The sequence below is a fragment of the Pectinatus haikarae genome (genome assembly GCF_015732185.1).
Lineage (GTDB): Bacteria > Bacillota > Negativicutes > Selenomonadales > Selenomonadaceae > Pectinatus > Pectinatus haikarae.
In genome coordinates this window covers 294,227-309,774 of sequence record NZ_WIQM01000008.1, presented here as the reverse complement: position 1 = coordinate 309,774, position 15,548 = coordinate 294,227, and the positions used below count along the sequence as shown (strand labels likewise).

At 40.4% G+C, this 15,548-nt stretch carries 12 protein-coding genes; 7 read left to right on the top strand and 5 right to left on the bottom strand.

Annotated features, from left to right (window positions below):
- Positions 1-4: 4 nt before the first annotated feature.
- Genes srlE through I6758_RS05635 form a run of 4 tightly spaced genes read right to left on the bottom strand, consistent with a single transcriptional unit; the run spans position 5 to position 4,008 of the window.
- Entirely contained in the window at positions 5-1,015 is a 1,011-nt protein-coding gene (gene srlE / locus I6758_RS05650) for a PTS glucitol/sorbitol transporter subunit IIB (protein WP_196604483.1), read from the bottom strand.
- Between the two features lie 18 nt (positions 1,016-1,033).
- Complete coding sequence (gene srlA, locus I6758_RS05645) at positions 1,034-1,582, bottom strand: PTS glucitol/sorbitol transporter subunit IIC (RefSeq protein WP_196604223.1); 549 nt, start codon at positions 1,580-1,582, stop codon at positions 1,034-1,036.
- Positions 1,583-1,599: 17 nt separating this feature from the next.
- Positions 1,600-2,061 carry a transcriptional regulator GutM gene (locus tag I6758_RS05640; RefSeq protein ID WP_196604222.1) on the bottom strand — a complete coding sequence of 154 codons (462 nt, stop codon included), beginning with the start codon at positions 2,059-2,061 and terminating at the stop codon, positions 1,600-1,602.
- Between the two features lie 12 nt (positions 2,062-2,073).
- Positions 2,074-4,008 carry a BglG family transcription antiterminator gene (locus tag I6758_RS05635; protein WP_196604221.1) on the bottom strand — a complete coding sequence of 645 codons (1,935 nt, stop codon included), beginning with the start codon at positions 4,006-4,008 and terminating at the stop codon, positions 2,074-2,076.
- A gap of 242 nt (positions 4,009-4,250) precedes the next feature.
- Between I6758_RS05635 and I6758_RS05630 the strand changes: the two genes are divergently transcribed.
- From I6758_RS05630 to I6758_RS05605, 6 genes are all read left to right on the top strand, one after another.
- The gene (locus tag I6758_RS05630) at positions 4,251-4,904 is read left to right on the top strand and encodes a GntR family transcriptional regulator (RefSeq protein WP_196604220.1); all 654 of its coding nucleotides are present in this window, start codon (positions 4,251-4,253) and stop codon (positions 4,902-4,904) included.
- Between the two features lie 111 nt (positions 4,905-5,015).
- Positions 5,016-5,909 (top strand): 2-hydroxy-3-oxopropionate reductase, encoded by an 894-nt coding sequence (gene garR / locus I6758_RS05625; protein ID WP_196604219.1) that lies wholly within the window; start codon positions 5,016-5,018, stop codon positions 5,907-5,909.
- Between the two features lie 33 nt (positions 5,910-5,942).
- Positions 5,943-7,367, top strand: a complete 1,425-nt coding sequence (locus I6758_RS05620; protein ID WP_196604218.1) for a four-carbon acid sugar kinase family protein — start codon at positions 5,943-5,945, stop codon at positions 7,365-7,367.
- 19 nt (positions 7,368-7,386) lie between these two features.
- Entirely contained in the window at positions 7,387-8,241 is an 855-nt protein-coding gene (locus I6758_RS05615) for a class II fructose-bisphosphate aldolase (RefSeq protein ID WP_196604217.1), read from the top strand.
- A gap of 16 nt (positions 8,242-8,257) precedes the next feature.
- Entirely contained in the window at positions 8,258-9,595 is a 1,338-nt protein-coding gene (locus I6758_RS05610; protein ID WP_196604216.1) for a GntT/GntP/DsdX family permease, read from the top strand.
- Positions 9,596-9,872: 277 nt separating this feature from the next.
- Positions 9,873-11,450: a ClC family H(+)/Cl(-) exchange transporter gene (locus I6758_RS05605; protein ID WP_196604215.1), complete on the top strand. Its 1,578-nt coding sequence runs from the start codon at positions 9,873-9,875 to the stop codon at positions 11,448-11,450.
- An 86-nt stretch (positions 11,451-11,536) separates the two neighbouring features.
- On the opposite strand, the gene I6758_RS05600 is transcribed toward I6758_RS05605, so the two are convergent.
- The gene (locus I6758_RS05600; RefSeq protein ID WP_196604214.1) at positions 11,537-14,410 is read right to left on the bottom strand and encodes a sensor domain-containing phosphodiesterase; all 2,874 of its coding nucleotides are present in this window, start codon (positions 14,408-14,410) and stop codon (positions 11,537-11,539) included.
- 680 nt (positions 14,411-15,090) lie between these two features.
- Between I6758_RS05600 and I6758_RS05595 the strand changes: the two genes are divergently transcribed.
- Positions 15,091-15,444 carry a helix-turn-helix domain-containing protein gene (locus tag I6758_RS05595; protein WP_196604213.1) on the top strand — a complete coding sequence of 118 codons (354 nt, stop codon included), beginning with the start codon at positions 15,091-15,093 and terminating at the stop codon, positions 15,442-15,444.
- Positions 15,445-15,548: the final 104 nt, after the last annotated feature.

Below are 15,548 nucleotides of genomic sequence, written 5' to 3'. Positions count from 1 at the left end.
TTTTTTATTTATACATACCAAAACTAAACAGCCAGCCGACTAAAACACGCGGCACGCCTATGATGAAGCGTGAATAAAGAACTGCCGGTACCCCGACTTCTACCGTTTCGGCCTCTGCTTCGGCAAGGCCAAGCCCTACCGGAATAAAATCGCAGGCATTTTGTGTATTAATTGCCATCAGTGCGGGTAATGCTAGATTCGGATCAATATGGCCCTTACCTATTTCCACACCTATCAGTGTACCAATTATTTGTGCAATGACTCCTCCGGGACCAAGCAACGGTGAAAGAAACGGCAGCGAACAGATAAAACCCAATATTACCAATCCTATCATATTTCCGGCCAATGGCACCAGCAAATTGGCAAACCAGTCACCAAAACCGGAACCGTTGATAATACCGATAAGCATGGCGACAAATCCCATAAAAGGCAAAATGGTGTTGATTATAGAATTGACGGCATCCCTGCCGGCCTGATAGAATATGGAAACGACTTTTCCGGCTCCCATGCCGATTTTTTGGATAAAGGTATTGGATGATGTTTCACCCATAGTCTGAGAAACTTTTTTATCTGCCGAATATTTAAATTTGCGTTCGCTTTCAGCCGGAACTTCCGCAGCTTCTTCTGTCACCGCAGCACTGTCTGCCGGCTTAATGTTATCCAGTGTAACGCCTGATACATAAATGTCCTCTGTTATATATTTAGCCAGAGGACCGCTCTTGCCCACAGGGTTAAGATTGATGGTCGGGATACGCTTCTGCGGATAAATGCCGCATCGCAAAGTGCCTCCGCAATCAACAATAACCAGAAAAATTTCTGTTTCCGGCACGGAAGTTTTAAAACCATTTATGACGCGGCAGCCCGTCAGCTGTTCTATTTTGTCCGCAATTTCAGGTTTAGCCCCACCGGCCGTGATATACAAAAGAACATCTTTGCCATCCTGCGGTTTAACTGTCAATGGTCCGCCAAAACCGGCGCTGCCTTTTTCTATTTTAATTGCCCTATATTCTGTCATCATTTTTTCCTCTCCTTCCTATTCTGTTTTCAATTTATTACTGAGTTCTATTTTTTGCTGTTTCATTACAATTTTAGTAGTAAAATCTGTTATCCAGCCTGCAAAAAAATTCATTACCAAACCTAAAAGCAAATATCTTAATGCCAGCGGTGTAGCATCAAGTCCCAATGTTGTTATCCCGTTGGCGATCCCCAGCCAGATGAACAATTCTCCGACATTGATATGCGGGAAAATACCGCTGTTGGTATGGCAATGATAGGCCGCCGATGCGTAATAGCTTGGTTTCATGCGTTCCGGCAAGAACTTACCCATGGAAAGAGCCATCGGATTGCCCAGCATAAATGCGGAAAGAAACGGCAGCACGCCGTAAGCGAGTAATACATTTTTAGAACATACTTTAGCAAAACTATTGATCTTGTCCTGACCGATAAAAGCGATAAGAGAGTTCATAAAAATCAATAATAGCAAAACCTTCGGAACTATGCCGGTTACCCAGGAAACAAAAGTTTCTGCGCCCAAAGTAAACAGGTTCATAAATCCTGCTGCTAAATTTACTGCAAAATCCATAATCTTTTCCTCCTAATTTAGTTGTCTTTTTTTACGGATCTGAATTTAAACATATCCAGAAGTCGTCCGAAAGGACTTTTTCTTTCCGGCAAAGTTCCGCCGGAAGTAATTATATTGTAATTATTGCGGGCATCCATAACAGCCTGTGTCAGCGACTTGGAATAATGCGCTGCCTTACAGTCTTCCTGTGTCAGACCGCCCACATATTTACCTGTAAATGATTTATTGATATCTTTGTAACCGGCGAACACTGTCACACCCTGAACATATTTACCTTTTTTTATCACACCTTTTCCGTCAATCAGAAAGAGCACTATCACACCGGCTCTTACAACACCGCTGTACCTCCCTATAGCGACCCTGCCTTCCCGCCTGAATTCACGGTAATGTTTGGTAAACTTATTCATTTGCAGAAAGGTCAGTATATACTGGAGCACAAAAGCAAAAAAACCAAAAATTATAATAGCCATAGTATTCATGAAAACCCCTCCTCAATTAAATAAATCACAATCCTTAATAAAATACATCAATATATCATTATAATTTGTAAGTTTTGACATATCTTCAACAACCTTCTGACTTGATGCCATACTTATTATTTCATCATATATCTTTACCAAAATAGCATCATCATTAGGATCTGCAGGAACGGCTACCAGAAAGATTACTTTCAGCTCCGGATACAGTTCATCATTCAGCCCGTCAGGAATAATTCCGAGAGAAATTACTATATCACCCCCACTGTCATATCTGGCATGGGGAAAAGCCACACAATGATCCAAAACCATCGAGGATTTCGCCTCACGCTGCTGTATCCTGCCCCAAAACTCTTTTTCCAGCTGCCCTTCATCCATTAAACCGGCAATCATTGTATGCACACACTCGCTATAGTTGAGATCGCTGCCCAATACCATTACTCTTTTTTCAGTAAGGAGATTAAACACGATAGACCGGACGCCATGCAGCAAGGGGATTTGCAGCTGATGGGCATACCTTATTCGATCTATACTATTTTTCAGATAATCCTCATCAACGACTTCATTGATAAAAATCACCGGAATCTGTCTGTTCATATCCGTTTTTACTGTGGATATCAGCAGATCATATCCTTCCAGATCACTTTCACTCAGCTGTTCATTGTATATAAAAATATCAATAACCGTACCGCGTTCAAAAATTTTCTGGAGCTGTGACATTATGAGCTTTGCCCTTGCTCTGCCGGTTCCGCATATCAATGCCACTTTATATGCATTAGAACTGCTCTCCTGTTCGGTCAGGAATATCTGAAAATACGCTGTCAAAAAACCTACTTCATCTTCCGGGATACGCAAGTGCATCCTTTTTTCTATGACTTTTTTTGCAATCAATGCCATATGATATGCTACCGTATATTTTTGCTTGATATCATCATTGCCTTGATTATGCATCGTCAATCCATACCGCAGTCTGTTTGTCAGAAAATAATTGTGATAGACGAATTCATCCAAAACATCACTATTTTTTTCATCCAATGTTATATCCATTTTCTCCTTGATCGCGGCTATGATTTCCTCTGTTATCTTCAGCACATCATCAGAAACCGTTATATTTGATTCAAGTGAAGAAATATCATAGGGAGTGCGCATGCTTATGAGCGGTATAGTCAAAAACAATCTTTCATTTACAGAAAGAACAATCCCCAGCATTGATTCCAGCTTGTCAAAACTATTCTGCAAAAATTTATAGTAATAATGATTAGCCAGCTCCTGATATTTTACGTCCAGAGAAATAAGTGCATGACCTTGTCTGCTGCGGTTAACACTCAAGGTCAGATAACGGAAAAAATGCTCAATGACAATCTTGTCAAGCTTAAGAGAACTGAGCTCTTTTTTTATCATATCCATAATATCAATCGGCAGCTCCGGTTCAGTGCAAATAATATTATAATTATTATCCAGCACAAAAAACCGCAGGTTCAGCTCCTCACCAAGCAAACTGATACCTATATTGGACTGCCCCTGAATAGTAAGATTATAATTTTGAAGAATCCCCTTAAGTGTGTTCATATCTTTGATCAGCGTAGACCGGCTTATATTCATTGCATAAGCAAGTTCATCAATGAGATAAGGCGAATCCGTATTCATGAGCATATCGACAATAAATGCCATTCGCATCTGCGGTGAATCAAAATTTGAATTTCTTCGTTCAATTCTGCTCCGCTGCTTTTGATATTGGGGGAAGTCTGTTATATACAACTTAGCAACCGACCGATTCAAGTCAATCAATGCACTGCCTTTTAGTTCTGCATTGATATCCCTGATATCATTTTGAACTGTCTTTGTGCTGACACCAAGGCGTCTGCTCAAATCGACGATGGCAAATTCGGATTTATATTCCAGCAGCTTGATTATTTTAATTGAGCGGTTTTCAGTATCAAACCATTTCATCTTAAAGCTCCTTTCCCCTCCGACAATTACAGTATATTATTTCAGAGAGCTCTTGTTAATATCGTCTTTTTCTAATTTTCAGAAATGACTTAATCTACATTTTTTCCTGATTTTGGAAAAATGCAATATGGCGGTCACTGAGAATATTTTATACTATATCCGCAACGTTTAACACTGTCAATTTCAATTGACTTTTTAATAGATAAATAGTATGCTACATACTGAAGAGAAAGGAATTTTAAATGATAAAAAAAGTATCATACAAAGATCAGGTCTATCAATATTTAAAACAGGCTATTGTCAAGGGCGAGATCAACCCCGGAGAAATTTATTCCGAGCAGATGTTCGCTGATCAGTTGGAAGTTTCCCGCACACCGGTAAGAGAGGCCGTTCTCCAGCTCAAACATGAGGGCCTTGTCGAAATTTACAACAACCGCGGCATCAGTGTAAAACCTATTTCCATTGACGACATAAATCAGATCCTGCAGGCAAGAACAGCTATAGAAGGCTACAGTGTCAAATATCTCACGGAACGTATCACTTCAGCAGAAGGCCAAAAATCACTTAAACAATTGCTGGCCTGTCTGAACGAAACAGAAAGCCTTTTAGAAGAATCCACTGGCCATTATAAGTACATGAAGGCTGATATAGAATTCCATGGGATCATTGTGCACTTTACAAAAAATATGTATTTTATAAAAACAGTGGATCAGATGAGAACGAGATTGGAACAGGTCACAGTCAATTCATTGACCTTCAAAAACCGCCACAGAGATGCTCTGTCCGAACATAAAAAAATTTTTGAGGGAATTTGCAGCGGCAATGCCGAAAAAGCCGAAAATATTTTTATTGAGCATATGCTGATAACAGGGAATATTCTGAAAAAAATGTTTTGATGTAAAATCAATAATATATTATATAAATTTAATATGTTATTGATTTTATATTAACTAGCATGCAACGTGCTACATGTAATATATTATAAAATATTTCAAGGGGGATTCAATATGTCAAAAATAGGTTTTATCGGTCTGGGAATTATGGGAAAACCCATGGTAAAAAATTTACTCAAGGCAGGCATCGAAACAACTGTTTACGACATCAATACGATCGCGGTGACAGAGCTTGTGAAGCAGGGCGCTAAAAAAGCGGATTCACCGAAAGAAGCTGCCGTAAATAAAGATGCCGTCATCACAATGGTGCCAAATGCAGCCATCGTCAAAAATATTTTAGAAGGCGAAAACGGTATTCTTGCCGGTGCATCCGAAGGTACGGTAATAGTCGATATGAGTTCTGTTTCACCTGTGGCTTCACAGGAATTTGCCAGACTTGCAGCCGAAAAAAGCTGCCCTTTCCTCGACTCGCCGGTAAGCGGCGGAGAACCGGGTGCTGTTGACGGAACATTGGCCTTCATGATAGGCGGTGAAGAAAAAAATGTTGAAAAAATAAAAGATGTCTTTGAAGCGATGGGCAAATCAATAACTATTGTCGGTCCGAACGGCAGCGGTTCGGTGGCAAAGCTTGCCAATCAGATCATGGTGAATCTCAACATTGCAGCCGTTTCGGAAGCGCTTGTCCTTGCACAGAAAGCAGGAGCAGATCCTAAAAAAGTATTTGAAGCAGTCCGCGGCGGTCTTGCCGGCAGCACCGTCCTGGATGCAAAGGCACCGATGATGTATAGTCGTAATTTTAAACCGGGCGGAACTCTCGCTATTAACCTCAAGGATATTACAAATGTTATGGATACAGCTAAGAGCCTTGAGGTACCGTTGATTCTCACGAGCTCATTACAGCAGATCATGCTCAGTCTTAAAGCCGACGGTCATATTATGGATGATCACAGCGGCATTGTTCAATTCTATGAAAAAATATCCGGAGTCACAGTAAAGACGGAAGAGTAAAATAATCGTTTTAGAAAGCAGGAAGCATTTATTATGGTGAAAATACTGAAAAATGATATTTTTAAGCAGATTCCATCAGTTGATGAAAATAAAGTTGATGAGCTGCTTGCTGAATCCTTCGCAAATTTTAATAAAAAAATTATAGTACTTGATGATGACCCTACCGGCGTGCAGACCATCCATGATGTTTCTGTATATACAGATTGGTCTGCCACAAGCATTGCCGCAGGATTTGCGGAAAGCCGTTCTATGTTCTTTATTTTGACCAATTCACGTGCATTTTCTGCCGAACATACTAAAAATATCCACGAAGAAATAGCACAGCGTATCATAAAGGAAAGCAAAAAAACGGGCAGGGACTTTATGATTATAAGCCGCAGCGATTCGACGCTCCGAGGACATTATCCGCTGGAAACGAAGGTACTGCGTGATACCCTTGAAAACGGCACCCCCGCAAAAATTGACGGTGAAATCTTAATGCCTTTCTTTAAAGAAGGCGGGCGTTATACGATAGGCAATATTCATTATGTGCAGGAAGGCGCTGCACTTGTGCCCGCCGGTGAGACAGAATTTGCCAAAGACAAGACCTTCGGTTATAAAGCCTCTGATATGCGTATGTATGTGGAAGAAAAAACTCATGGTGAATATAAGGCAAAAGATACAGTGTGTATTTCTCTTGACGATCTGCGGAAACTCAGCATCGATTCGATCTGTCATCAGCTTATGCAAGTGAACGATTTTAATAAGGTCATCGTTAATGCCATTGATTATGTTGATGTCAGGGTATTTACTGCTGCGCTTTTAAATGCTATGAAGGCAGGCAAAAATTTCATGTTCCGCACGGCAGCCGCATTTACAAAAGTGATCGGCAATATATCAGATAAGCCTCTCTTGAGTAAAAAAGAACTGGTCACCTCAGGAAATAAAAACGGCGGTCTTATTATCATTGGTTCTCATGTACAGAAAACCACAGAACAGCTTAATGCATTGAAAAAGGATGAAGATATAAAATTCATAGAGTTTAATCACCTTTTAGTTCTCGATCCCCCCCAATTGGAAGAGGAGCTTATCAGAATAATAAAAACCGCTGAAATTTCTATCAGGAAAGGTCAGACAGTAGCTGTGTTTACCGGCAGGACACGTCTTGATGCCGGCTCGGAAGAAGAATCACTGCGTTTTTCTGTCAAGATTTCGGAAGCTATCACAAACATAGTCAGCCGCTTGTCCATCCAGCCAAGTTTTCTTATCGCCAAAGGCGGGATCACTTCAAGCGATGTTGGTACAAAAGGGCTTTCCGTCAAACATGCTTTGGTTCTCGGTCAGGTAGCACCCGGCATTCCGGTCTGGAAAACAGGCAGTGAAAGCAAATTTCCTGATATGTCTTATATCATTTTCCCCGGCAATGTGGGAGCTGCAGACACGTTGTATAACATAGTCAGAATGCTCAGCATTCATTGAAAGGATTCAGGTGAAAAATATGCTGATCAATCTGCAGCAGGCACTTCGTTTTGCCGAAGAAAAAGGGATAGCAATAGGTTCCTTCAATATTTATAATGTGGAATCCCTGCAGGCTGTGCTGCAGGGTTCCAGTAAGACAAAAGTGCCCGTCATTCTTTCATTTGGCGAAGCTTACGATAAGCATATGCCATTGGAAGCTATGGCAGCCATGGTTCAATTTTATACGCAAAAAACAAACCGCTCATTTGTTCTTCATCTTGATCACAGCAGAAATATAAAAACCATAGAAAGAGCTCTCAACTGCGGGTTCACATCTGTAATGTACGACGGTTCTTCCATGCCTCTTCAAAAAAATATAGAACAGACGAAGCTCATATGCACCCTGGCGCATGCCGTAGGTTCAAGCGTGGAAGGGGAGCTTGGTTATATGAATGAAGAGGATGGCTCCTCTTTCGATGAAAAAGCTTTGCGGCACGGTTACACTTCTGTAGCGGCGGCAAAAACTTATGCCGCCGAATCCTGTGCGGATGCATTAGCTATAGCTATCGGTAATGCGCACGGCATTTATAAAGGAATTCCGGTACTTGATTTTACACGCCTGCAGGAAATTCACCAAGCCATACGGCTGCCTCTGGTACTGCACGGCAGCTCTGGAATTCCATACGATGCATTACGCGAAGCAATTAATCTGGGAATTCGGAAAATAAATATTAATACAGAAATATCTATTACAGGTATAAGGGCAGCCAGAAAATTTTTAGCGGAACATACCGATAAAAATACACGGTTTGAAGCAATGACCAAATTCTCTGAAGAAAATATGGCTGCAACAGTAAAAGAATATTTGGACTGCTTTACATTAGGCAAAATATAATTTCAGGAGAAAATGAATGGAAACTGCATTTTTAGTCGGCACTTTATTTACCGCGATTTTGCTGGTGGTGTTTTTGATCATGAAAGCCCGTCTGCACGCATTTGTCAGTCTTGTCGTTGCCTGTCTTTATGTCGGGTTTATAACCGGCATGCCTCTATCCAAGATCTGTGCATCAATCGAAGCGGGTATGGGAAGTACACTCGGTTTTTTAGCCACAGTGCTCGGTCTGGGCAGTATTCTGGGAAAGATGCTCGAGGCCTCAGGCGGTGCGGAAAGACTTGCCCGTACACTGATCTATGCCTTTGGTAAACGGCGGGCAAATTGGGCAATGATGGTAGTAGGGCTTATTACAGGCATACCTGTTTTTTTCCAGGTAGGCTTTGTCCTTTTGATTCCTCTTGTCATAAGTGTTGCCAGAGCTACAGGCCTTTCCATAGTTGCCATCGGCGTACCGATAGGTGTATCACTGCAAATAGTCCATTGCATGCTGCCCCCGCATCCTGCCGCAATGGCTATAGCCGCTACATTGCACGCAGACATAGGTAAAGTGATCCTGCTTGGTCTTATTGTCTGCATAATTGCCGCTGCGGTGGCCGGCCCCATTTGGACAAGTTTCATCAAAAAAAATATAAAAGCGGAACTGCCCGCTCTGTCAAAGGAGCTGAAGCAAACTCCCGACTCCGCGCTTCCCAATTTTGGTATTACGCTTTTCACCGTTCTTCTGCCTATGCTGATCATGGTGTCCAAAACTTTATTTGACCTGACTGCATCCAAAGATTTCCAATATATTGAGCTCATCAATTTTATCGGCAATCCTATAGTCGCTCTTTTGATATCGGCATTTTTTGCTTATTGGTCGCTCGGCATTAACAGAGGATTTTCTATGCAGGACCTGCTCAAATTTACCGATCAGTCTTTTGCTCCCGTTGCCGGAATATTGCTCGTCATCGGTGCCGGCGGAGCATTCAACAGAGTGCTCATTGACAGCGGCCTTGGTACCAAACTGGGTGATATACTGACCTCGCTTGATATGAGTCCCCTTATTCTGGCGTGGGTAGTAGCTGCTGTAATGCGTTTTTCGGTGGGCTCCGCCACAGTTGCCATGATGACTGCCGCCGGCATAGTATCTCCCATGCTCGCTCAATATCCATCGCTTGACCCCGCTGTAGTTGCCCTTGCCGTCGGTTCCGGCGCCATCTGCTTCTCCCATGTCACGGATTCGGGATTCTGGATAGTGAAGGAATACTTTGGCCTTACCGTGGAGGGTGCGCTGAAATCATACACGCTTGCTACATGCATAGCTTCGGTAACGGCAATAATATCCACACTGATAATTTCTAAGATTGTTTTTTAACTGATTTTTATGTATTATCCGACATTCTGTTTTTCATATTGCATTATTTCAAGCCAGGATTATTTTTAATCCCGGCTTTTTTACTTGCAATTACAGTAATTTTCAGAAAAGCCATCAGCAGAATGTCTACTCTGATCATATTATGTTAAAATATATAAATAAATTGCAGTATATGATGTGCTGTTTTCCGTTCTTCACCTGTTACCGCAAGCAAAAATACTGCTGGGGAATAATCATCTATTTAAAAGGAGGGAAGGTTCCTTCCGGGGAATCATTTATGGAACAAACAAAAATAATAACCGCCGTCAGTATATTTGGCAGCGGTCGCAGCCGCTACTTTCGTCTGCAGCTTTGCATTGAGGGCATAATCATCGGCATAATCGCCGGCCTAGTCATCTCTGCCTACCGCGGTCTTCTGGAAGCTTCGGAACTGCTGCGGCCATGGCTGTATAAACACTTTTCATGGGCTGATTGGCCTTTATTCGCCGTTTATTGCGGTTTTATTCTATTTTTTGCCTTTTCACTTTATTGGCTCGTAAAAAAAGAACCTCTTTCTGCCGGCAGCGGCATCCCCCAAATCAAAGGTATACTGCTTGGCAAAATACATATGAATTGGCTGAGCGTACTGCTCTGCAAATTCGTCGGCGGAGTTATCGCCATAGGCGCTGGTTTGTCATTGGGGAGAGAAGGCCCGAGCGTACAGCTGGGAGCTGCGCTTGCTCAGGGCATAAGCCGCGGCAGAAAGCGTTCACGTATGGAAGAACGTCTTCTGCTGACAAGTGGAGCATGCGCCGGTTTAGCTGCGGCATTCAATGCACCGCTGGCTGGCATCATCTTTGGTTTTGAAGAACTATATAAAAATTTTTCTCCTCTGGTGCTGATGGGAACAGCCGCAGCATCGGTGACCGCCGCGGCAGTAACAGCCATATTTTTCGGTGAAACACCGGTATTTCATACAGGCATCCTGCCCGTCCTGCCGTTAATAATGTACGGCCTGTTATTCTTACTGGGAGTATTTATCGCTATTTTAGGTATAGTCTTTAATGCCTCGCTCTTCAAATCTATGAATTGGTTTGAAAGACAAACCCCGTTAAAAAAAATGTGGAAACCTGCTTTACCGTTATTTACAGCTGTCGTTCTCGGCTTTATACTGCCTCAAATTTTAGGCGGTGGCAATAATTTGGTCGATGTTCTGGTGAAAGGAAATTACGGACTGGCATTTTTATGTATCCTCTATGTCGGGAAACTTTTATTTACTGCTATGTCTTTCGGTTCCGGTGTGCCAGGTGGTATCTTCCTGCCTATGCTTGTTCTCGGTGCACTGGGCGGCAGTATTTTCAGTCATCTGGCGGTATTATTGAGTACCGATGCTGCCTTTTACAATACTAATTTTATAGTCTTTGGCATGGCCGCCTATTTTGCCGCTGTGGTTAAAGCGCCCGTGACCGGCAGTATATTGATAATGGAGATGACAGGGTCTTTTCAGCACATGCTGGCATTAATCTGTGTTTCCATGACGGCTTACGTAATAACCGATCTGCTGAAGGGCAAGCCGATATATGATTCTCTCCTGACTCACTCGCTGCGCAACCATCCGAAAATAAAAGAAAAACTTCACTACAAGAGGCTCCTTTTAGAAAGAATTGTGGGCAATGGCAGCACCGCTGATGGTAAGTTTGTCAAATCAATCGAGTGGCCTGTGCACAGTCTTATCGTCAATATAAAGCGGGGAGAGGATGAGATCATACCAGATGGACAGACACGACTGCAATCCGGTGATTATATCTATGTTCTGATACACGAGAATCAAATTGAAAAATTACAGGATATCTTGTCCGAAAAAAATATTATGTAAACTTATTCATAATTATATGCAGGTTTATAAACCACAAAAAGTTCTTATTTTAGCGCATATTCAACTAAAGATAAGAACTTTTTTTATTATTCAGATCGTCCGTCATGCACGTACATATAGCACAGCAATGTTTCTCTATTTGATTTTACCGCATTAATTGAAACCGTAATAAATATACTTTTATCAGTGCGCGTTGTAAAGGCTTCTGTCAATATCACCGTCCGTTTTTCCTCATATGCATGCAAAATAGCCTTTTTCAGCATGTCCAGATTTTGTTCATCCAAAAGATTTTTCATATTTCCACCGGTAAGCGCCATAAAAGCCTTTTTCCTGTATCCTGTCAGCTTGTTGAAATTTCTGCTTACCTGCCTGGCCCACAGTTCATCATCGCAAAGCTCAAATATACCAAATGCCGCAGGTATATTGTCAAATATTTTCTGTATCTCTGCATAAATGCTGCCTTGATGTGAAACCTCTTCCAGCGCCATATAAATGATATGATAATCATTTTCTTTAACAATACAGCTGATATGTGTCAGCAGATGCAGCAGACTTCCATCTGAAGTATATCTTCTTATATGACAATGTGTCACATCGTTTTCTGCACAGGTTTTGCCGATACTCTCCAGCAATTCCATACGATCATCCTCATACACATAATCGAGAACATTGTCCTGGAGCGCATAAAAACTCTTAATACTATGCTTGAATATATAGAAATAACTGTCATTTGCCCGCAAAAGCCGTAGATTGCCCTTCGTAAATTCATAAATCCCTATCCCGCATGTTATACTATTGAAAAGCAGATTAAATTTGGCATTCGGGTCGAAGAAATCTTCTATCTGCAAAGGCAGCGTACAGGGACAAAGCTCCGCCGCCGACGGCAGATATTCCATTTGATCGATGAGTTTTTCGTAATCTTTAACGGGAATAGGCCGGGAATAATAATATCCCTGCACCCAGCTGCAGCCTATGGATTGCAGAAATTCTGATTGCTGCAAGGTTTCCACCCCTTCTATAATAATGGGCAGTTCCAAACATTTCGCCATATATACCACAGCATTCAGTATTCTGCCACTGCGGTTATTTTGGCTGGTATTCTGCAAAAACTTCAAATCCACTTTCAAAACATTTACATTTACATCTTTAAGCATATTCAATGAAGAATAACCGCTGCCAAAATCATCCATAAGAATAATAAAACCCATTTTTTGCAATTTTTGAGTAATATCAACGATTTGTTCAGGATTATTAAAATAGGCACTTTCCGTTAATTCAAGTTCTAGGAGCCGTGCCGGAATATTATATTTTTTGATAAGCTCATCCAAAAAGCCTACCAATTCATCACTATATAAATCAACCCTTGATATATTTACTGATATAGGATGGATCGGCCTGCCTTCATCCAGCCATCTGCGCAGCAGTTTACAGACCTCTTCCCATATATATTTATCAAGGCTGAAAATAAAACCATTTTCTTCAAAAATGGGTATAAATCTGTTTGGTTCAATAAATCCCTTTTGCGGATGAAGCCAACGTACAAGAGCCTCCGCGCCAATTATTCTACTTGTACTCAATTCATATTTAGGCTGTAAATAAAACAAAAACTCGCGATTTGTCAATGCCTTATTCATATCATTGATAAACCCTTGTTCATCTATCAATCGCTGATGCATTGTTTCATCATATTCACCGCAAGTCATAAAATAACGGCCTTTTACTTTTTTCAATGCGAGATTGGCCTTGTCACACATTGCGCTTACATTTATACTTCTATTGCTCACGGCATAAACACCAAAGCATAATATAACTTTATAATTGTGTCTAAATGCTGCGGCCATTTTGTTAAGTATATCCATAAAACGCTGTCTGTTGTCATTTTCTGCCGGATAGCATAAAACAAATTTATCCGCATACAGCCGGCCATAAACCAGAGGTGTTACGGCAGTACTGCGGAGACATTCGGCGATCTGCCTGAGCAGCTGATTTCCGATTTCCTCCCCAAAGATTTCATTTATGACCTTAAACCGTTCTATATCCACACACATCATTTCAAACGATATACCGCTGTTTTCTGCTATAACCATACGTGTCTTTTTATAAAAGGTTTCCTTATTATAAATGCCTGTCAATTCATCATACAACAGTGAAGATAAAAAGTGCTCATTGATTTTCTTTAGCGGACCAATGTCTATAATTACACTGTTAAGGACAAAGCTGCTTTCCTCCATTGTCATACAGCAGCCTGATTCTATTACGGAAACCGGTCTGCCATTTCTATTTTTTAATCGATATCTCAGCTGGTATGTATTATCCTTTTGCAGCTGCCGCCGCTGCTCACGCCGTATATCCTCAATATTTCCCGCATAAATCAATTCGTCCATATAATTAAGTTTATCAGAACTGCTGTACCCTAAAATGCTGCCAAAATCATCATTATAGTAGCGTATCTCATTTCTGCCGCCAATAGTATAGATAATATGCCCGTTTCTGACACAGTCATTGGCAGCCGCCTCCCCACCGGCAGGCATATACATGCTGTCTGCCGTTTTATGCATATTATTAAAATATCTGTTGACACTGTCATTCTCTTCTGCAATATGAATGCCCTTTATCGCAGGACACGATCTTCTTATATTGTAGATAAATAGGATATAGTAATATTTTAAAATCTGACTGCCGTTCAAATGCAAAATAAGCTCACTTCTGATGGTAATGCTTTCTTCATCGGCGTTATCTTCGTAAAAATGCTCATCAATTATTCTGCAAGGATTCACATAGGCATATTCATTTTTTAAAAATTCGGAAAAGGCATTTTCGCCAATAATATATTTGGCGCAGTGACAGCTGAAACCGACAACGGGTTCCTCCAATAGTGCCAATATACCCTCTATTCTGCCAAAGCCATAAAATTCATTTATAAGTTTTTCTGTCAAAACAAGCAGCTGATCTGATTCCATAAAATACCTCCACCTTCTAATTTTAATATAGCAATATGCTACATGCAAACAGCCATATATATTTTAAAAAATGCTTTGATACTTCAAATGTCTGCCATCTATTACAATTTGCTGCAAAATGCCGCAGCCCTGCCCTGATCTTTTGGCACGATTTAATCAAACCGCTGTTTTATAAATACAGATTCACAAATTTACATATGAAAAAATTATATCTTGCAAAACACTGAATATTAAGCACTACTAAAATGTAAAATGCGGAATCAACAAATTTTACTTTAATACTTAAAATTTCATTCAGAGTATATAAATATACCTGTCCTCTATATTTATATACTCTGAATGAAATATAAGAAATATGTATTTATAAAAACGCGACAATTTTTCTCCTTCGTATTTTTATTATATAGTGCTAAAGGAAATACCTTCCTTGTTTGTTATTTTCTATCATTTGTTTTGAGAAAAATACATTTCAGTCATCGATTCATAATAGTCTCTCCTGAAAAGTATACAGAAAAATGATTTTTACATATTTTTAACATGTTATTGTCTACATAATGTATATTTATCATTTAAATAATAGCCTATATATAAGGGTTAGTCAATCGAAAGTATACATTTACTAGATTCAATTGTTTTTCCATAATACGTAGATTAAACTTTTTGATGTAGGGAGGGATTTTATGCTAAAATGCCTATTTACATCAAGGCTTAGAGAGATTCGTGAGAGTAAAGGTTTAACACAAAAAGAAGCTGCTCGAAAACTTCATATAGGCTACACGAAATATAACCATTATGAAACCGGAAGAAATGAACCGGACATAGACACCATAATCCTGCTCGCACGATTTTATCATGTCAGCACAGATTATCTGATGGGCAATGATGATTTTTTAATAAACACTCATCATCTCTCATTGCTGAAGGAAACCCTCATTACCGAAATAATTTCTGCAGATGACGAGATAAATACAGAAATCGGGCATTATCTGGATTATTTAAAAACAAAACAAGAAATTGCCGGAAAAAAGAAATAATTATTTCATTTTACTGTTTTGAGCTGCCTGAAGGATATACAGTCAAAAATTTTTCTTCCTTCAAAATTTTTGTATTTAATCAATCCTCTGCTTTTTCAAAGCAA